Raw genomic sequence first — 17821 nt, forward strand, 5'->3', positions numbered from 1 at the left:
ACATGTTTGGCGTCATATTCATGATCCTGATCCTCCAGAGGCTCGGGGAACTCCTCATCGCCCGTTCCAATGAAAAATGGATGAAGGAGCGGGGAGGTGTAGAATACGGACAAAATCACTACAAATGGATGGTGGCCATGCATGCCGCTTTCTTTCTTGTCCTTCTCATGGAAGCATGGAGCATAGGATTCGAGTTGAATCCATATTGGATTCCTTTGTTCGCCCTATTCCTTGCTGTGCAGTGCGGGAGGGTGTGGGCCATCGTATCCCTTGGTCGCTACTGGAATACGAAGATCATCGTTTGCAAGGGTGCCCGTGTTGTAGCAAAAGGTCCATACCGCTTTTTCAAACATCCCAATTACCTGATCGTCACCCTGGAACTCATCCTCATCCCGCTGCTTTTCAATGCCTATCTCACAATGGTGGTGTTCACCCTCCTCAATCAGTGGATGCTTTCTGTCAGGATTCCCGAAGAAGAACGGGCTTTACAGAATGAAACCGACTACTGCGACAAGCATGGAAGGACAAGGGGATACCCCGTTTTCAGAAAAAATAGCGATTCCTATTGAAAATGATTATCGTTTTTGATAAGATCTAATTGAAGATGATTCTCATTAAGGAGTGGACGTATATGGTTTGGTTTCTTGTACTACTGACGGTGCTGGTTTACGGATTTGTGATGAAAAATGTATTATCCAACGTGATGAAAGCTGAAAAACCTCGTAAAACGGCATTGAAGTTCGAGAAGCGAACCGCCTCAAGGTCCAATCTCATTCCGAACGAAACGACCAGATAACTTACAAAACCATCCTGCAGGGGTGGTTTTTTTATGTAGAAAAGGAGCGGGCTCGGAGAAAAAGAAGGTTGGGTAAACCAAACACTTCAAGGGAGAATATCATAGAGAATATAACGGAAATGCGCTAAAATAGAAGCGTTACCATAACTCGGGTTGAAAAGAGGATTGTCCAATGAATACAACGAAACGAACCATACATACATCCATGCAAACAATCGCTTCCCTCAGTGAGCGCTTCCGTTTGGCGGGCGACGAGGAACGGGTTGAGAAGGCTGAACGCTTGGCTGAAAAAATGTATGAGGAGGAGCTCATCCTTGCATTCTGCGGACATTTTTCCGCAGGGAAGTCCAGTATGATCAATCACCTTATTGGCGAGAGTGTCCTTCCCGCATCCCCCATACCCACCAGTGCCAACCTGGTAAAGGTGAAGAAAACGGATTCTGACTATGCCAAGATCTACTATCAGCATCAGCATCCTGTCTACATTCCTGCCCCGTATGATGAAGACAAGGTGAGGGAATGGTGCAAAGATCGTGATGTATATTCGGTTGAAATCGGCAGGTCGGATATGGATAAACATGTATCCATCCTTGATACTCCCGGTGTAGATAGCACGGATGATGCTCACCGTCTGTCAACGGAATCTGCCCTGCATCTGGCGGATGCTGTATTTTACGTGATGGATTACAACCATGTCCAATCACAAGTGAACTTTGAATTCACCAGGGAACTGAGCCTGCACGGAGTAAAGCAGTATCTTGTGATCAATCAGATCGACAAACATAATGAAAGGGAAATCTCTTTCGGGGATTTCAAGACGGCTGTGAAGGATGCGTTCCAATCGTGGGGAGTGGAGCCGGAAGGCATTTTCTATACGAGCCTCAGGAAACCGGATATGGAGGGGAATGACCTGCCTGAACTGGAGGAACTCGTTGAACGACAGGTTACGAATAGACAATCCCTTATCGAGGACTCCCTTCAAGCATCCCTCTCCCAATTGATCCATGAGCATGATGAATGGTATAAAACCAAACTTGACCATCTAAAGGAAGAAAGCGGACTTGAAGATAAAGAATGGGAAGATATGGACAGTGCGTTCACCCTGGAAAAAGAACTGATAGACCGATTATTGGCCAGGACCGGAATAAGGAATACATTCGAAGAGGAGCGGGCCGATATCCTTAAGAATGCGTATCTCATGCCCTTTGAAACGAGGGAATTAGCGGAACGGTTTCTTGAAAGTCGTCAAAAAGGCTTCAAAGTAGGCTTCCTCTTCACGGGTCAGAAAACCGAAGAAGAGAAGGAATTGAGGCTGGACGCCTTCCTCTCCGATCTCAATGGCAGAATCGACTCACAGCTTCAGTGGCATATCAGGACCCTTGGGAAAAAATTAGTGAAAAGTGCCGGTCTTTCCGGACAATTCATTGAGAGATGGGACGAATTGTCTCTTGAAGTCGATTCAGCTTTCATCACGGACGTTATCCGCGAGGGGGCAGGATTGAATGGGGATTATGTCCTTCAATACTGCAATGAACTGGCAGAAGAGATCAAGAAGAGGTGCCGGTTGGAAACCAACGACCTTATGACAGAAATGACAGAAGAGGTAAACACGGCATTTGCAGATGAAAATGAGCGTATGGAAGAAGAACTTCGGACTGTGCAGGAAAAAACGGCTGTGTTTTTGAAATGGAACCAGATCGAAGAAGAGCGATTGGAGCAGGCCACCCGCATCCGTAAAGGAACGGGAGACCCGACCGTTTTGGAGGAGATCATGTCATCCTGGCTGAAGAAGTGGGACATCAGACATACCCATTACCGCAGTCAGGAAGATCTTGAAAAACCTTCGGCCACAACCACGGAGGAGATTCACTCGGAGGCCCCCGAGCTTCTCAAAGAATCGCCTGACCGTATAACCAGGGAAGAAGCCGCCAGAAAGCTGACTGTCCTTGAAGAAGTTTTCACCAAGTATGAAGGATTCCGGAGAACCGCGGGTTACCTTAGAGGGAAACGGGAGCGCATCTCCAATCAATCATTTACAATCGCCTTGTTCGGGGCATTCAGCGCAGGCAAATCTTCCTTTGCCAATGCACTCCTCGGACGATCGGTTTTGCCTGTAAGTCCGAATCCCACCACGGCTTCGATCAATAGGATCTGTCCGGTATCGGATCATCACGTGCATGAGACCGCCGATATTCATTTCAAATCACCCCAGCAGATGCTAGGTGACCTGAATCACTCTCTATCCCATTTCGGTGAAAAGGCGGATTCCTTGGAGTCGGTTTACTCGTTGATTCCATCGATCCTTCAGTCGAAGGATCGAGAAAATGTCCATTGGTCCTTCCTGTCGGCATTCCACTCAGGTTATGAAAAGCTTGCAGCGGATCTAGGCTCTGTCAAACGAGTACCAATCGACGAGTACCGCACATACGTAGCCAATGAATCACGCTCATGTTTCGTGGAGAGCATTGATCTTTATTATGATTGTCCCCTTACACGTCAGGGGATTACCCTTGTGGATACGCCGGGTGCCGATTCCATCAATGCACGTCATACAGGAGTGGCGTTCGAGTACATCAAGAATGCGGATGCCGTCCTTTTCGTTACGTATTACAATCACGCTTTTGCCAAGGCAGATAGGGAATTCCTCATACAGCTTGGAAGGGTGAAGGATTCCTTTGAGCTTGATAAAATGTTCTTCATCGTGAATGCCATCGACCTTGCCGCAAACGAAGGAGAAAAAGATGAGGTCCTCGGCTACGTGGAGTCCCAGCTCCTGCAGTACGGCATCCGTTTCCCTCGCATTTACGGTGTCTCCTCCCTTCAGGCCATGGAGGAAGAAGCGGCCTCGGGAATGATCCCGTTCAGGGAGGCATTCCACTCCTTCATAGAAGAGGAACTCGTACAGATGAGTATCGATGCCGCCATCCACGAATGGGAAAGGGGCTACAACCGATTCCGTCAGTGGGTGGGATTCGCCTCAACGGATCAGGCATCCAAGGAAAGTCGCAGGGAGCAACTTTTGGAAACGAAAGAGGGTGTCCTGCGCATGTTGAATGGGGAAACACCAGCCCCTCTACTCACCGAAATGCGTCAAGAACTTTCCGAGCTCCTACACTATGTGAAGCAAAGGGTGTTTTACAGGCTCCCCGATTTCTTCAAGGAAGCCTTCCATCCAGGGAAATTTCCTTCAAATGGGAACCCCGGCGAAGCCATCTCTGCCGGATCAGAAGAGTTGAAGCAGAGCATATCCTATGATTTTACACAGGAAATGAGGGCGACCTCACTCCGGATCGAGCGATTCATCGACCGGGCATTGAAAGGGAAGATGGAGGAGTTGGAAAGGCGGATCAAAGCAATGGAATCAGAGCTTTACCTAGCTCAGCCTGATTTTGACGACCGGCCGTCTATCGAATTTACCGAAGGGCTTCAGGAAGCAGATGTGGAGAGTGCGTTCCACTCGTTTAAAAATGCCAAGCACTTCTTTGAAGGTGGAGGGAAGAAAGAAATACAGGCAAGAGTGGAAAAATCCCTTTCGTCTCCTGCAGATGCCTATCTTTCAACAGAAGAAACACGCCTATCAACGTGGGCTGAATCCCTACTGGAAAGGGACCATGAAAAGCTGATGGTCGATTCCAAGGAACAGTTATCAGAGCAGCTCGACGCGCTCATCAACGTGACGACCCAAGTGCTGGACCTTGAAAGTCTGGCATCGGATCTTGCACGTCTGGAGGATGTGAAGAATGCCGAAGCCTAATCCTTTCCACGTCTGTGCCACCTGCATCCATTTCCGTGCTTACAAAGAGCCCGGAGGAACGCGCTACATGTGTGCACGTCTCGGCTTCGATACCCAGCCATCCTACCGGTTCGACTGCTGGGTACCTAAAGATCAGGTTGTGAAATTAATGGAAAAGAGAGGGTGGAAATCATGAACTTCATCAAAAGCTGTGAGTGGGTCTACGAACGCTTAGGGGATCCGTCACTCGCTGTGATCGATTGTCAAGCAGTCCTATCCACCGGTGAAGGATCAAGTCTTTATAATGAAGAACATATACCGGGAGCCGTCCACTTCGACCTTGGTCAGGATCTTAGCGGTCCAGTCCAAGAACACGGTGGACGTCACCCGCTGCCCGATTTAGCTGTTTTCGTGGATAAAGTCGGAAAAGCCGGCATCCATCAAGATTCGACCATCGTCCTCTATGATGGCGGAGACGCTGCCCCTGCTGCAAGGGGCTGGTGGCTGTTCCGCTTTATCGGTCATGAAAAGGTCTATGTAATGGATGGTGGTCTGAAGGAATGGAGGAAAAAGGGCTTCCCTATCACAAAAGAAGTTCCTGACCCTGTGGAAAGACAGTATCACCCCACACTGAAAACGGACATGTTGGCAGGAGTAGAGGAAGTGAGGTCCATTGCACGTGGAGAGAGTGAAGTGGCCCTCATCGATTCAAGGAGCAGTGAGAGATATCGCGGAGAGGAAGAACCACTCGACCGTGTAGCGGGTCATATCCCCGGTGCCGTCAATTTTCCATGGCTGGATGCACTCCAAGATGGAAGATACCTTGATCTGGAATTCCAGGAACATCGGTACGCCGGTTTGGACAAAAAACAGCGGGTCATCGTTTATTGCGGTTCAGGAATTACGGCCACCCCGAATATCATCTCTATGCTCGAATCAGGGTTTGAAGATGTCAGACTGTATGCGGGAAGCTACAGCGACTGGGTTTCCTACCCTGAACACATAGTGGCGAATCCGGGTATTTCCAACCAGTAAGCCGTATATCTATGGTATACTGTAATCATCGAATTTGATGAAAAGTGGTGTTCAGTTTGGAATCAAGACAAGAGCATATATTACTTGTGGACGGAATGGCGCTTTTATTCCGTTCCTTTTTTGCAACGGCCGTCAGCGGTCAGTTCATGGTGAATTCTCAGGGGTTGCCGACAAACGGCGTCCAGGGATTCATGAAGCATCTCTTCATGGCAGCGGAGCACGCGGATCCAACGCATATTATCATCTGTTGGGACATGGGGAGTAAAACGTTCAGGAATGAAGTGTATCAAGACTATAAATCGAATCGGAATGCCCCGCCGGTGGAGCTCATTCCCCAGTTTGATCTCGCCAAAGAGGTCGCAGGTCGATTCAACTTGTCGAATGTAGGTGTTTCAGGTTATGAAGCAGATGACTGCATCGGGACCCTTGCAAAGGAATACAAGGGTGAGCGGAAAGTTTCGGTTGTCAGCGGTGATCAGGACCTCCTGCAGCTACTCGATGAAGGCATTGAAATCATGCTCCTACAAAAAGGGTTCGGCAACTACAAAACGTATACGAAGAACGGGTTTGTAGAAGAAAAAGGCATCACACCCGAACAATTCATCGATGTTAAGGCCCTCATGGGTGACACAAGTGACGGGTATCCTGGAGTCAAGGGAATCGGGGAAAAGACGGCCATGAAACTCATTCAGGAGCACGGGGATATCGAGGGCATCCTTCAAAACCTGTCTTCCTTGACGCCTTCCCAAAAGAAAAAAATCGAAGCCGACCTGGATATGCTCCATCTCTCAAGGAAACTGGCTGAAATTCACTGTCAGGTTCCCCTGGATGTGAAGCTTTCAGAGTGTGTGTGGAATCAAGTATCATCGGAACATCTTGATGTAGTAGAGGAAATGGAGCTGAAGGTGCTCAGAAGGTACCTCCTCGGTTCCAATGTCATGCTCCCTATCTCCGGATGAAAGGAAACCCTCCTTCAGGGCACACTATCCTCATAGGAGGGGATGGGCATGAATAAGGGAATACTCACGGCATTAGTAAGCATCATCGTGGCACAAGGCCTCAAGATTCCGCTTCATTACGTGAAATCAGGCAAATGGAAGGGCGGGTTGTTCTTCCAGACCGGCGGGATGCCGAGCTCCCATAGCGCCGGGGTCGCATCTCTTGCAACCTTCATTGCCCTGAAGAGAGGATTCAGGACGATGGATTTTGCCCTGGCATTCATTTTTGGCATCATCGTCATGTATGATGCCCAGGGGATCAGGAGACAGACGGGTGAACTCACGTTAAAGGTGAACAGCTTGAATGACCTGGTCCAGAAAGCAAATGAACAAGAAGGGGTCCCATTTGAAGAGAAGCAGCCAAAACGCTTGAAGGAGATGCTCGGGCATCGTCCGGAAGAAGTGGTAGGCGGTGCGGTCCTCGGAGTGATCACAGGGCTGATCTCCCATAGGACCTGGGGAAATCGTAAAAGCAGATAACGCTTCAGTAGGGTGAGGGGAAACGTGAAAATAACAACAGAGGAATTTCTGATTGATCTGGAAAGCAGGGGATTTAAATTTCAAGAAGATGCCATCGGTTTCATATACTTCGGTAAACAATATACCGGTGCACCTGATGAAGTTGTCAACAGCGCCATCGAAATCACCCTGAAGGCCCAGAAGGCATTTGACAGCAGCTTTTATATGTCCATACTTGAAAGGCTCCATACGCAGAGGATTTCCTCCAGGAAAGAAGCGCTGAAGTGGATGGATGCCCAAGGACTTGCATAAGAAAAAGGAAGGCCGAGTGGCTTCCTTTTTCTTTTAGTTCAAATGGATGGCTTTTCGTGCGAGCTCATCGGCTGCCTTATTTTCCTTGCTTGGAATCCATTTGCAGAAGAAGAGATCCAGCTTATCGATTTCTTCAAGGATGGCTGCAAGGATCGGTTTGTATTCGGAATGACGGACAAAGCGTTTTTCAATCGCATGGATCACGGCTTGTGAATCACTGCGAAGCCATACGATGTCCGGCTTTTCACCCGTACAATACTCGAGCGCTTTCAGGCAGGCGGTGAACTCGGCCGAGTGGTTATCCATCGTGCCAAGGGGTAAAGAAAAAGTGGTGATCTTGCCATTTTCTTTAATGAAGATACCTGCACCGCTCGGCCCGGGGTTGCCTGCGCTCGCACCATCGATGTTTAACTCGATCATATGCATTCACCTCCTCCCTACCTTATATCAGGGCAAGGACGGAGTCAATCACCTAACCAAGGAGTGTTGAAACGTGGATATGCGCATCCGATTTACGTATAAGACGAAAACAAAATCATCAATAGAGTTCGAATCAAGTCCTTTCCCGAGGAAGGAAACCCTCATCCATGTAGATGATCTCATGAAGACGGGAAGGGTGCTTGACCTTGAAATCATCGACGAGATGGGTTCATCCTGGACGAGGAAAGAATTCATCAAGCTGAATGAAGAATTGGAAAAGGAGCCGGAAAACATCCGGCTATACTTTGATGGGGGCTTTGATAAGGAATCGTCCATGACGGGAATCGGCATCGTCATTTATTACGAAAAGGACGGTGAAGGTTTCCGGATCCGGCGGAATGATCTGCTGGATTCACTTGAAAACAACAATGAAGCAGAATACGCAGCGCTTCATTACGCCCTATCGATCCTTCAAGAATTGGGGGTCAAAAACCAGCCTTGCGCTATTTACGGAGACTCTCAGGTAGTACTGAATCAGCTTGGTGGAGAGTGGCCCTGCTATGAAGCCGGTCTGGCAAAATGGCTGGAGAGGACCGAAACCCTCATCAAAAAGATCAGGATCAAAACTTCCCTGCACGTGATCGGCCGGAAAGATAATAAAGAAGCTGATAAGCTCGCCAACCAGGCACTTGAAGGAACAAGGGTGGAAAGCCACAAAAGTCTGGAATAAAGTAGCACCGATCATTATATCCTATAAAAGATCATGAACATGGAACACGGAGGTGAAACCGGAAAGTGGAGCGCAAAGAATTGATCGATAAGGTGGATGAGCTGTCGGATGCTTATTGCAAGGGTTGCCTTTTGAAGGCTCATTTCCGCAAGGAGTATGGCAAAACCCATGCCCACCGTTTTTGCATAGAAGAATGTACCGTAGGAAGGGAAATCCGACGCTACGGAGAAAGACTGGGATAAGAAAAAGCATCGATCCGGAGGATCGATGCCTTTTTCATTTATGGGTGGTTATGGATTATAATTTTACAACGTTTGCTGCTTGTGGTCCGCGATTTCCTTCAACGATATCGAAAGAAACGTCTTGACCTTCTTCAAGAGACTTGAAGCCGTCACCTTGAATAGCAGAGAAGTGTACGAATACGTCGTCTCCACCTTCAACTTCGATGAAACCGAAACCTTTTTCGTTGTTGAACCATTTTACTTTACCATTTTGCATAATCTAAATCCTCCTAAGTCGTTCAAGCACGTTGAGTGCCATGGGAAATATTTATCACGAAATGTTGATATTCCCGCTTTTGCAAGCGCCTACTAATCGTTCACTTCAATGATGTCTTTACTATACAATATGACGTTTTTCGAGTCAACATCAGGAGGGGCTTTTTGAGTAAATTTTACAAATCATTAAGAAAACAGGATTGACAACTGGATGGTCACACCTTAAAATTTGCACTAAGGAAACTTTTATAGATAAAGGTAAAATAAATAAACTTTAGCAAAAATGGTGGCAAAGAGTAAAAGTATTGAATAGGGTAAGTGGAGAGAAAGGGAGGAATGGTCGAATGAAAGGGAGATTCATGATCGCCACGGTGATGGCAGTTGTCTTCATGATGGGTGGCTGCGCTCAGGAGAGTGGCACAAAAGAGAGCGGGAAGGTGAGGGTGACGGCGACGATCGGGCAGATCGGGGATGCCGTCAAGGAGATCGGTGGAGACCGTGTGGAGGTGCAAACGCTGATGGGACCTGGAGTCGATCCCCATCTCTACAAAGCGAAGCAATCTGATATCGGAAAGCTTCAAGAAGCAGACCTTATCTTCTATAGCGGACTTCATCTTGAAGGGAAGATGCTCGAAGTACTTCAGAAAGTGAACGAAACGAAGCCCGCTTATGCGATTTCCGAAAGCATTCCAAAAGAACGCCTTCGTGCAGATGAGGCCAATGCTGCGGCTGTGGATCCGCATGTATGGTTCGATATCGAGCTCTGGAAGATCGCTGTCGGTGAGGTAAGGGATGGATTGATCAAGGAGGATCCCGCCCATGAGAAGGAATACAGAAAAAATACAGAAGCCTACTACGACAAGCTGGATGAATTGAAGAAATATGCTGAAGAGAAAATAGGCTCGATCCCCCCTGAGCAGCGCGTCCTGGTGACGGCACATGATGCTTTTCACTATTTCGGTGATGCGTATGACATGGAGGTAATGGGACTTCAGGGTTTGAGTACGGATGCCGAATACGGATTGGGGGACGTCCAGGGGCTTGTTGAGACTCTTGCGGAAAGGGAGATCAAGGCCGTTTTCGTCGAATCAAGCATTTCGGAGAAATCAATCACAGCCGTGATGGAGGGCGTAAGGAAAAAGGGGAAAGACATCGATCTCGGCGGTGAGCTGTACTCCGATGCCATGGGAAAAGAGGGCACGGAAACAGGAACCTATGTAGGGATGTATAAACATAATGTCGATACAATCGTGAAAGCATTGAAATAGGGGGATGAGAAGATGACTTCGATAAACGTGCATGGTCTGACGGTGGCCTACCATCGAAAACCTGTTTTGTCCGATGTAACATTCGAACTGCCGAAGGGAGTGATCATCGGGATATTGGGGCCAAACGGGGCGGGTAAGACGACATTGATGAAAGCGATCCTGGGTCTCGTCCAGCGCTCCACCGGAGAGGTGAGTGTCCTGGGTGAAGCATATTCCCCCAAGTCCAACAAAGTAGGATATGTGCCACAGAGGGGAACGGTGGATTGGGACTTTCCGACGGATGCCCTTGATGTCGTCCGCATGGGGAGATACCGACACACCGGTTGGTTCCGACTTCCTTCCAAAAAGGATACTGTAATGGCCCTGGATTGCCTGAAGCAAGTAGGCATGGAGGGGTTTGCTGGGAGACAGATCAGCCAGCTTTCCGGCGGACAGCAGCAAAGAGTCTTCCTGGCACGGGCACTTGCCCAGGATACCGAAGTCTATTTTATGGATGAACCTTTTGCAGGAGTCGATGCTGCAACGGAAAAATCCATCATCGCCCTGTTGACCGAACTGAAGGATCAGGGCAAGACGGTCCTGGTGGTCCATCATGATCTTCAGACGGTTACCGACTATTTTGACTGGACCCTTTTGCTCAATCGCAGGGTGATCGCGTGCGGCCCGACTGAAGAAGTCTTTACCACAGAGAATTTAAGGAGTACGTACGGTGGAAAGCTAGCCTTTTTGGATAAGATCGGGAGCCGGTGAAGGAGGAAGTACGGAATGGAATGGTTAAGCATCTTAAAGGATGGCAATACACAGTGGGTCCTCCTGAGCACCCTCTTGCTCGGAATCGCAAGCGGGGTGATGGGGAGTTTCGCCCTCCTGAGGAAACAAAGCCTTATCGGTGATGCCGTAGCCCATAGTGCGCTACCGGGCATTTGCCTCGCCTTCATGATCATGGGTGAGAAGGACTTTTTTGGACTTTTGGTGGGAGCTGCTGTCACGGGACTGATTGCGGCCTACTTGATCCAGGCTGTCACACGTACGTCCAAGATCAAGGAAGATACGGCCATTTGTCTCTTCCTTTCTGTCTTTTTCGGCCTGGGGATCGTCCTCTTGACCAAGGTGGCCCAGATGCCGAGCGGGAATCAAAGCGGTCTTGATCACTTCATCTTCGGTCAGGCAGCCTCCCTGGTTGGCAAGGATGTCTGGTTGATGGGGGGGACGGCCTTCGTTATGATCCTGATGATCACCGTCCTTTTCAAAGAGTTCAAGCTGATTACGTTCGATGCCCAGTTTGCCAAAGGGATCGGATTGCCGGTACAGCGCCTGAATTTCTTGTTCTTGTCGCTCCTCGTCATCACCGTCATCGTAGGCATTCAGGCGGTGGGTGTGATCCTGATGGCGGCATTATTGATTACACCTGCCATCTCTGCACGCTACTGGACGGATTCCCTGCATCGGATGGTCGCAATCGCTGGGGCCTTCGGTGGTGTATCCGGTGTCGTGGGTACCATCATCAGTGCCATGGGAAAAGGGCTTTCCACTGGTCCGTTCATCGTACTGACCGCGAGTGCGATCTTTGTTATATCCATTCTGTTTGCTCCATCCAAGGGCATGATTTCAAAAGGAGTGGAACGGAGAAGGAATGATCAGATCCTCCTCAGACGGAGCCTGTTGAAAGCATGTCTAGCCGGGGGGTGGGGGATTTCAGAGATGCACGTGCGCCTGGGCACGAATGAGCGGAAAATGAATGATGCGATCCACCATTGCATGCATTCCGGATGGCTGTACAGTGATGAGGACGAAATTGTGCTGACAGAACAAGGGCGTCTCCAAGCCACCCACATTCTTTACGCGGATGAACTCCGTGAACTGAAGGAAATGTATCCTGCCGAAATGGCAGCATATGACGAAGGCTGGTTGGAAGAAGCTGCGGGGCAGGCTCCTTCATATGAGAACCTGATGGTGTTGATCCATGAAAGAAAAGACGTATACAACCGCCATCCCTACATGCTGAAAGGAGTAAGAGGACAATGACATATGAGTTTTGGATCCTGCTTACAGGGGCTTTGGTCGGGGGGACCTGTGGAATGATGGGGTGTTTTCTCATCCTGAGGAAGATGGCGATGCTTGCCGACGCAATCAGCCACACGGTTCTCCTCGGCCTGGTGCTTGCCTTTTTGATCAGTCAGTCTTTGAACGGCGGCATCATGCTCGTGGGGGCAGCCGCTGCCGGTCTGTTCACTACCTACTTGATACAGGTGCTGAATGCAAAGGGCATACAAGAGGATGCTTCGATCGGTGTGGTGTTCACGACCCTCTTCGCGATTGGCGTCATCCTGATTTCTTTGTTCGCACAGAACGTCCATCTGGACGTGGAGCATGCCCTCATGGGTGAGATTGCGTTCATCCCATGGGATACATTGACCCTCCCCATGTTTGGTGAGGTTCCTAAATCGGTGGTGATGCTGACAGCCGTACTGCTCCTCGATCTTGTCGTGGTCCTCCTGCTTTTCAAGGAGTTCAAACTGACATCATTCGACCCGGGTATGGCGGCAGCCATGGGCTTTCCCATCCTCCTCCTTCATTATGTCATGATGACCCTTGTTTCGGTTACGACCGTATCGGCATTTGACAGCGTGGGGGCGATCCTGGTGGTGGCCATGCTCATCGCACCTGGGGCCACGGCCTATTTATGGACCGACCGCTACCTGAAGATGATTTTATTGAGTGTAATCATCGGTGTATTCGATAGCATCGCCGGTTACTATGCAGCCAAGTGGTTGGATGTTTCCATATCAGGAAGCATGGCAGTCGCCGCCGGATTGGTTTTCCTTCTGACCTGGATCCTGTCACCCCGTCATGGGCTGATGGCACGATTTTCCGTTTTGAGGGCAGGCAGGGGATAAGCTCGGGTTGTATTCATCCAATTCTTATAGTAAACTTTTAATGATATTGAAGGGAATTTGGAGGGTACAGAATGCCTACACCAAGCATGGAAGATTATATAGAACAAATTTATTTGCTGATTGAGAATAAAGGATACGCAAGAGTATCGGATATTGCAGAGGCATTGTCCGTCCATCCCTCCTCAGTAACCAAAATGGTGCAGAAGCTAGATAAGGATGACTACCTCGTTTATGAGAAATACCGTGGGCTCGTTCTGACTCCCAAAGGGAATAAAGTTGGAAAACGTTTAGTGTATAGACATGAACTGCTGGAGCAATTCCTGACCGTCATCGGCGTGAAGGATGAACATATCTATGAAGACGTGGAGGGGATCGAACATCACCTCAGCTGGGATTCCATCGACCGGATCGGGGACCTTGTACAGTATTTTGAAGAAGACAAAAAGCGGGTGGAAGAGCTCCGCTTCATACAAAATCGAAGTGAATAAGCAAGGGAAGGGCTGATTGAGATTCAGCCCTTCCTTTTTTTGATGGAATTAAAAGATCGAAGGATACTGCTCGAACTGGTCATCCGATTCTCCCTCACCGTCGGGTGGGAACTGGAGTGTGCCTTCATTCGCCTCCATGACGGCCTTCCTGTATGAAATGATGCGACCGGATGAGGTCTCGAAGTTGATGATCCCACCTGCTTCATTCCTCTGTACTGCGACAATCTGTTCCATGGGGATTCCTCCTGTTTCACAAAGGTTCGTATGTTAGTATGGACTGAAAGCGCCAGATTCATAACTTGCTTCCCATAGGGAGGTTTTTACCCCCCTTCTCGCGAATGAAGGGAGAGAGAATCAGTGAAAGGAAGGATCATTATGGAAGAATGGGGAAAAACAGCACAGGAAAAATGGGAGGGGAATGCGGGAAGCTGGCATTCCAGAAGCGAAGAGATGTGGCTGACGGGCAGCAGGAAACAGATTTTGCCTTTTGTGGAGAAGCATGTTAAGAAAGCTTCTCACATAGGGGATCTCGGCTGTGGTGACGGGGCCGGTTCCCATCTGTTGCGGCAAGCGGGCTACGAAGTGACAGGAATGGATTTTTCGAACAATATGATCGATCTTGCGAAGCGATACGAAGGGGATGATCTTCGATTTGTCCAGGGTGATCTGACATCCATGCCCTTCCGTGATCATGCATTCAATGGTGTGATGGCCATCAATTCCATCGAGTGGGTGGAAGATCCACTCAAGGCACTCAAAGAAGTGGAACGGGTAGTGGTCCCTGGGGGGCATATCGTCATCGGGCTCCTCGGTCCGACGGCACATCCGAGGGAGAATGCCTTTCCTCGATTGACGGGCGGGAAAGCGGTGTGCAATACGATGATGCCCTGGGAGCTCGTGAAACTTTCAAACGAGCTTGGATGGGAGGCTGTGGATGAAGAATGGGTATTCAAGAAAGGTGTGAAAGGGGACGCTATCACAGGACTTGATCCTGAGCTGAAACAGGCACTGTCATTCATGACGCTGTTCATGTTTACATCCTCCGGCTGAATCATGATAGAATAATGGAATGATTCTATCTTTCATGAGTAGGTGACACATATATGACAACGACGAAACAAGTGAAATCCGATATTACCATCGCCCAGGAAGCCGAGCTGCATCCGATCCTGGACATCGCTTCATCCATCGGCCTTGCAGAGGATGAAGTCGAGCTATACGGCAGGTTCAAAGGCAAAATCACCTTTGATGCGATTGAAAAACGCAAGGGGGCGACTGAAGGAAAGGTGATTCTGGTCACATCCATCAATCCGACCCCTGCGGGTGAGGGGAAATCCACGGTGACAGTAGGACTTGGGGATGCCCTGACCCGTCTGGGGAAACAGTCCATCATCGCCATGAGGGAGCCTTCCCTCGGCCCCACGATGGGGATCAAAGGCGGGGCAGCTGGAGGTGGATATGCCCAGGTCGTCCCGATGGAAGACATCAATCTTCATTTCACCGGGGACATCCATGCCATCACATCAGCCAATAATGCCCTGGCCGCCCTCCTCGATAATCATATCCATCAAGGAAACGAGCTCGGGATCGACCCGCGGAGAATCGTATGGAAGCGTGCGCTTGATATGAATGACCGGGCCCTGCGGCATACGGTCATCGGTCTCGGAGGACCGGTTCAAGGTGTACCGCGTGAAGAAGGTTTTGATATCACGGTGGCTTCCGAAATCATGGCCGTCCTGTGTCTGTCGAACAGCCTGGATGAACTGAAAGACAGGCTTGCCGGCATGGTCATCGCCTATGGATATGACCGTAAGCCCGTCTACGTCAGAGACCTTGGGGTAGAGGGGGCTCTTACCCTCCTGTTGAAGGATGCCCTTAAACCCAATCTGGTACAGACCATCGAACACACTCCTGCACTGGTGCATGGCGGTCCTTTCGCCAATATCGCCCATGGGTGCAACAGTGTCATGGCCACGCGTACAGCCATGAAGCTCGGCGACTATGTTGTGACGGAATCGGGCTTCGGAGCGGATCTCGGTGCCGAGAAGTTCCTGAATATCAAGAGCAGGGCGGCGGGTATTGCCCCTTCCGCCGTTGTATTGGTGGCCACCATACGCGCCCTGAAGATGCACGGAGGGGTCAATAAGATGGAACTGGCAACGGAAAATACAAAGGCACTAGAAGCGGGTCTGGCCAATCTCGAGAAGCATATGGAAACCCTCGAGGCATTCGAGGTCCCTTATGTGGTGGCCATCAACCGGTTCATCACCGATAGTGAAACTGAAATCACCCTGTTGAAGAAGTGGTGTGAAGACCGTGGTGTGTCTGTTGCCCTTACCGATGTTTGGGCCAACGGCGGCGAAGGGGGACTGGAGCTTGCCGAAAAAGTCCTATCAGAAATCGAGACGAACAAAAAAGTCTTGAAGCCGATCTATGAGCTGACCGATTCCATTTCCGAAAAGATCGAAAAAATTGCCATGACCGTCTATGGTGCCGAGGGAGTCGACTTTTCCCCGAAGGCATTTAAACAGATCGAGCAATTCGAATCAGAAGGATGGGGAGGCCTTCCTGTATGTATGGCGAAGACCCAATACTCACTGTCTGATGATCCTGTTAAACTTGGCCGCCCATCTGGATTCAGAATTACGATCAGGGAATTGAAGCCAAAGATCGGTGCTGGATTCATCGTCGCCCTGACCGGTGACGTCATGACCATGCCTGGCCTGCCGAAATCACCGGCGGCCAATCAAATGGACGTGGCTTCCGATGGCAGGGCCATCGGCCTGTTTTAACGAGAGGAGGGGGAGAGATGTTCGACCCTACGGCATTTGATAATTTGAAGGTGGTACTGGAAGGTGCCGTCTATGACTTCGATCTCGGCGGGGAAATCGACATCGTTGATCGCAAGGATCTCTTCGATTTCGCCCATTATGAGAGAAAGTATCAGATACAGTACCGGTTGAAAGGAACACAGGGAGCATCTGTCCGTCTGGAACTGAAGGCCGATGCCGGTCACTTCTTGGCAGAACGGAATGGTTTTGTCAGGGGGAATCGTGCAGGTGCCGTTATAGCGTTCACCTACCTGGGGGATGAATCCCTCCTGTCATCCCGTAACGCTCTGGAAGAGTTTTGGGGGCAAGGAACCTCATGGGAATGGCTCACCATCTCTTCATCACATGGGGAGACCCGGGTGGAAGGCATCCTCACATTCTTCAGGGTCATTACAGAGGAAATGGTCGATGATGTGATTGAAATGGTGGCTCATTCCATCGAATCGCTTCTGAAATAAAAGGAATTCACATATAGTAGGGAAAAAGGGGGTCGTCCAGATGAAAGTGGCCTGGGTGACAGACAGCACAGCATTTGTGGGGGATGGCATTGAAGACTTCCATGTGGTTCCCATGCATATCAGCTTCGGGGATCGTGAATATTTGGATGGAGTAGACCTGACGCTGGAAGGGTTATACGAAAAGCTGGAGGAGGAACGGGTGGCAGGCAAGACCTCCCAGCCGTCCATCGGGACATTTGCCTCTTTGTATGAGGAATTGGCTAAAGATCATGATGCCATCTTCTCTGTGCATGTTTCATCCCATTTCAGCGGCACGTATGCTTCGGCGGTCCAGGCGGCGGATCTGATGAAAGATGATTTCCCATCCATCTACTGCGTGGATTCCAAGATCCTATCCTATCCTCTGACGGATCTCATCCGTTATGGGCAGGACCTTGACCGGGAGGGCGTCTCGCATGAAGAGATCAAAACGCGCCTTGAAGAAAGGGCTGCACAGTCAAGGACGTTTGTGATGGTGGGAAGTCTTGAACAGCTTCATAGGAGCGGAAGGATGAGCGGCCTCAGTTTTTTTCTCGGAAGCATGCTTCACATCAAACCTCTCCTCACCATACGTGACGGGAAGCTTTCCGTCGATCAACGGGTAAGGAATCACCGGAAGGGCCTTGCCCTTATGAAAGAACGGCTCTCTGCGTCCAATGTCAGGGAGGCATTCATCCTCTATGGATTGAACAGGGAGGAAGCCAACAAGTGGATGGAGGAACTGAAAGGTGAATTTCCCAAGATTCACTTCTCTCCCTATCCCCTTGCTGCCGTGATCGGGATCCATGCGGGCTCGGATACACTTGGGATCAGCTGGTACGAGGAAAATGGGAGCGGAAAGGCTTAAGCCTTCCGCTCTT

Annotated in this window: 22 protein-coding genes; 19 read left to right on the top strand and 3 right to left on the bottom strand. The window is 49.6% G+C overall.

Annotation, left to right across the window (positions count from 1 at the left end):
• Positions 1–2: 2 nt before the first annotated feature.
• The 8 genes from AF331_RS03510 (at position 3) to AF331_RS03540 (ending at position 7333) form a co-directional block, all read left to right on the top strand.
• Entirely contained in the window at positions 3–569 is a 567-nt protein-coding gene (locus AF331_RS03510; protein WP_053426782.1) for an isoprenylcysteine carboxyl methyltransferase family protein, read from the top strand.
• 62 nt (positions 570–631) lie between these two features.
• Positions 632–796: a hypothetical protein gene (locus AF331_RS22300; protein WP_160316479.1), complete on the top strand. Its 165-nt coding sequence runs from the start codon at positions 632–634 to the stop codon at positions 794–796.
• Between the two features lie 172 nt (positions 797–968).
• A complete protein-coding gene (locus AF331_RS03515) occupies positions 969–4550 on the top strand; it encodes a dynamin family protein (RefSeq protein WP_053426783.1) in 3582 nt (1193 codons plus the stop codon).
• Positions 4537–4725: a hypothetical protein gene (locus AF331_RS03520; RefSeq protein ID WP_053426784.1), complete on the top strand. Its 189-nt coding sequence runs from the start codon at positions 4537–4539 to the stop codon at positions 4723–4725. The genes AF331_RS03515 and AF331_RS03520 overlap by 14 nt, the downstream gene beginning before the upstream one ends.
• Entirely contained in the window at positions 4722–5564 is an 843-nt protein-coding gene (locus AF331_RS03525) for a sulfurtransferase (protein ID WP_053426785.1), read from the top strand. Before AF331_RS03520 ends, AF331_RS03525 begins: the two co-directional genes overlap by 4 nt.
• Before the next feature lie 56 nt (positions 5565–5620).
• A complete protein-coding gene (locus AF331_RS03530) occupies positions 5621–6523 on the top strand; it encodes a 5'-3' exonuclease (RefSeq protein ID WP_082346698.1) in 903 nt (300 codons plus the stop codon).
• Between the two features lie 48 nt (positions 6524–6571).
• Positions 6572–7042, top strand: a complete 471-nt coding sequence (locus AF331_RS03535) for a divergent PAP2 family protein (protein ID WP_053426786.1) — start codon at positions 6572–6574, stop codon at positions 7040–7042.
• A 24-nt stretch (positions 7043–7066) separates the two neighbouring features.
• Entirely contained in the window at positions 7067–7333 is a 267-nt protein-coding gene (locus AF331_RS03540) for a DUF6123 family protein (RefSeq protein ID WP_053426787.1), read from the top strand.
• Between the two features lie 33 nt (positions 7334–7366).
• Here AF331_RS03540 and AF331_RS03545 read toward each other — a convergent pair whose 3' ends face one another.
• Positions 7367–7753: a reverse transcriptase-like protein gene (locus AF331_RS03545; RefSeq protein WP_053426788.1), complete on the bottom strand. Its 387-nt coding sequence runs from the start codon at positions 7751–7753 to the stop codon at positions 7367–7369.
• A 79-nt stretch (positions 7754–7832) separates the two neighbouring features.
• On the opposite strand from AF331_RS03545, the gene AF331_RS03550 reads away from it, so the two are divergent.
• Both AF331_RS03550 and AF331_RS21730 read left to right on the top strand, forming a co-directional pair.
• A complete protein-coding gene (locus AF331_RS03550) occupies positions 7833–8483 on the top strand; it encodes a reverse transcriptase-like protein (protein WP_235576350.1) in 651 nt (216 codons plus the stop codon).
• Positions 8484–8548: 65 nt separating this feature from the next.
• Positions 8549–8725, top strand: coding sequence for a zinc-finger domain-containing protein (locus AF331_RS21730; protein ID WP_079516262.1), 177 nt, complete (start codon positions 8549–8551; stop codon positions 8723–8725).
• A 55-nt stretch (positions 8726–8780) separates the two neighbouring features.
• Here AF331_RS21730 and cspD read toward each other — a convergent pair whose 3' ends face one another.
• Complete coding sequence (gene cspD, locus AF331_RS03555) at positions 8781–8981, bottom strand: cold-shock protein CspD (RefSeq protein WP_048005834.1); 201 nt, start codon at positions 8979–8981, stop codon at positions 8781–8783.
• A 343-nt stretch (positions 8982–9324) separates the two neighbouring features.
• On the opposite strand from cspD, the gene AF331_RS03560 reads away from it, so the two are divergent.
• The 5 genes from AF331_RS03560 (at position 9325) to mntR (ending at position 13633) form a co-directional block, all read left to right on the top strand.
• The gene (locus AF331_RS03560) at positions 9325–10248 is read left to right on the top strand and encodes a metal ABC transporter solute-binding protein, Zn/Mn family (protein ID WP_053426790.1); all 924 of its coding nucleotides are present in this window, start codon (positions 9325–9327) and stop codon (positions 10246–10248) included.
• Positions 10249–10260: 12 nt separating this feature from the next.
• The gene (locus AF331_RS03565) at positions 10261–10998 is read left to right on the top strand and encodes a metal ABC transporter ATP-binding protein (protein WP_053426791.1); all 738 of its coding nucleotides are present in this window, start codon (positions 10261–10263) and stop codon (positions 10996–10998) included.
• A gap of 15 nt (positions 10999–11013) precedes the next feature.
• Positions 11014–12273 (top strand): metal ABC transporter permease, encoded by a 1260-nt coding sequence (locus AF331_RS03570; protein WP_082346701.1) that lies wholly within the window; start codon positions 11014–11016, stop codon positions 12271–12273.
• Entirely contained in the window at positions 12270–13145 is an 876-nt protein-coding gene (locus AF331_RS03575; protein ID WP_053426792.1) for a metal ABC transporter permease, read from the top strand. Before AF331_RS03570 ends, AF331_RS03575 begins: the two co-directional genes overlap by 4 nt.
• A gap of 71 nt (positions 13146–13216) precedes the next feature.
• On the top strand, positions 13217–13633 hold the full coding sequence (mntR, locus tag AF331_RS03580) for a transcriptional regulator MntR (RefSeq protein ID WP_053426793.1): 417 nt from the start codon (positions 13217–13219) through the stop codon (positions 13631–13633).
• Between the two features lie 48 nt (positions 13634–13681).
• On the opposite strand, the gene AF331_RS03585 is transcribed toward mntR, so the two are convergent.
• The gene (locus AF331_RS03585) at positions 13682–13867 is read right to left on the bottom strand and encodes a DUF3892 domain-containing protein (RefSeq protein WP_053426794.1); all 186 of its coding nucleotides are present in this window, start codon (positions 13865–13867) and stop codon (positions 13682–13684) included.
• A gap of 141 nt (positions 13868–14008) precedes the next feature.
• Between AF331_RS03585 and AF331_RS03590 the strand changes: the two genes are divergently transcribed.
• From AF331_RS03590 to AF331_RS03605, 4 genes are read left to right on the top strand one after another with little or no spacing between them, the layout of a single operon-like run.
• Positions 14009–14683, top strand: a complete 675-nt coding sequence (locus tag AF331_RS03590; RefSeq protein WP_053426795.1) for a class I SAM-dependent methyltransferase — start codon at positions 14009–14011, stop codon at positions 14681–14683.
• 53 nt (positions 14684–14736) lie between these two features.
• The gene (locus tag AF331_RS03595) at positions 14737–16425 is read left to right on the top strand and encodes a formate--tetrahydrofolate ligase (RefSeq protein ID WP_053426796.1); all 1689 of its coding nucleotides are present in this window, start codon (positions 14737–14739) and stop codon (positions 16423–16425) included.
• Between the two features lie 17 nt (positions 16426–16442).
• Positions 16443–16922, top strand: a complete 480-nt coding sequence (locus tag AF331_RS03600) for a hypothetical protein (RefSeq protein ID WP_048005827.1) — start codon at positions 16443–16445, stop codon at positions 16920–16922.
• 40 nt (positions 16923–16962) lie between these two features.
• Positions 16963–17808, top strand: coding sequence for a DegV family protein (locus tag AF331_RS03605; RefSeq protein WP_053426797.1), 846 nt, complete (start codon positions 16963–16965; stop codon positions 17806–17808).
• Positions 17809–17821: the final 13 nt, after the last annotated feature.

Origin of the sequence: Rossellomorea marisflavi (assembly GCF_001274775.1) — a bacterium.
In the GTDB taxonomy this organism is placed as follows: domain Bacteria; phylum Bacillota; class Bacilli; order Bacillales; family Bacillaceae_B; genus Rossellomorea; species Rossellomorea marisflavi.

Bases quoted from the DNA above. Each gene is read 5' to 3' on its own strand.
- AF331_RS22300 (WP_160316479.1), top strand. From the start codon at position 632: ATGGTTTGGTTTCTTGTACTACTGACGGTGCTGGTTTACGGATTTGTG.
- AF331_RS03565 (WP_053426791.1), top strand. From the start codon at position 10,261: ATGACTTCGATAAACGTGCATGGTCTGACGGTGGCCTACCATCGAAAA.
- AF331_RS03590 (WP_053426795.1), top strand. From the start codon at position 14,009: ATGGAAGAATGGGGAAAAACAGCACAGGAAAAATGGGAGGGGAATGCG.
- AF331_RS03605 (WP_053426797.1), top strand. From the start codon at position 16,963: ATGAAAGTGGCCTGGGTGACAGACAGCACAGCATTTGTGGGGGATGGC.
- AF331_RS03575 (WP_053426792.1), top strand. From the start codon at position 12,270: ATGACATATGAGTTTTGGATCCTGCTTACAGGGGCTTTGGTCGGGGGG.
- AF331_RS03600 (WP_048005827.1), top strand. From the start codon at position 16,443: ATGTTCGACCCTACGGCATTTGATAATTTGAAGGTGGTACTGGAAGGT.
- AF331_RS03570 (WP_082346701.1), top strand. From the start codon at position 11,014: ATGGAATGGTTAAGCATCTTAAAGGATGGCAATACACAGTGGGTCCTC.
- AF331_RS03515 (WP_053426783.1), top strand. From the start codon at position 969: ATGAATACAACGAAACGAACCATACATACATCCATGCAAACAATCGCT.
- AF331_RS03535 (WP_053426786.1), top strand. From the start codon at position 6,572: ATGAATAAGGGAATACTCACGGCATTAGTAAGCATCATCGTGGCACAA.
- AF331_RS03595 (WP_053426796.1), top strand. From the start codon at position 14,737: ATGACAACGACGAAACAAGTGAAATCCGATATTACCATCGCCCAGGAA.
- AF331_RS03545 (WP_053426788.1), bottom strand. From the start codon at position 7,753: ATGATCGAGTTAAACATCGATGGTGCGAGCGCAGGCAACCCCGGGCCG.
- mntR (WP_053426793.1), top strand. From the start codon at position 13,217: ATGCCTACACCAAGCATGGAAGATTATATAGAACAAATTTATTTGCTG.
- AF331_RS03560 (WP_053426790.1), top strand. From the start codon at position 9,325: ATGAAAGGGAGATTCATGATCGCCACGGTGATGGCAGTTGTCTTCATG.
- AF331_RS03550 (WP_235576350.1), top strand. From the start codon at position 7,833: ATGCGCATCCGATTTACGTATAAGACGAAAACAAAATCATCAATAGAG.
- AF331_RS03525 (WP_053426785.1), top strand. From the start codon at position 4,722: ATGAACTTCATCAAAAGCTGTGAGTGGGTCTACGAACGCTTAGGGGAT.
- AF331_RS03510 (WP_053426782.1), top strand. From the start codon at position 3: ATGTTTGGCGTCATATTCATGATCCTGATCCTCCAGAGGCTCGGGGAA.
- cspD (WP_048005834.1), bottom strand. From the start codon at position 8,981: ATGCAAAATGGTAAAGTAAAATGGTTCAACAACGAAAAAGGTTTCGGT.
- AF331_RS03585 (WP_053426794.1), bottom strand. From the start codon at position 13,867: ATGGAACAGATTGTCGCAGTACAGAGGAATGAAGCAGGTGGGATCATC.
- AF331_RS03520 (WP_053426784.1), top strand. From the start codon at position 4,537: ATGCCGAAGCCTAATCCTTTCCACGTCTGTGCCACCTGCATCCATTTC.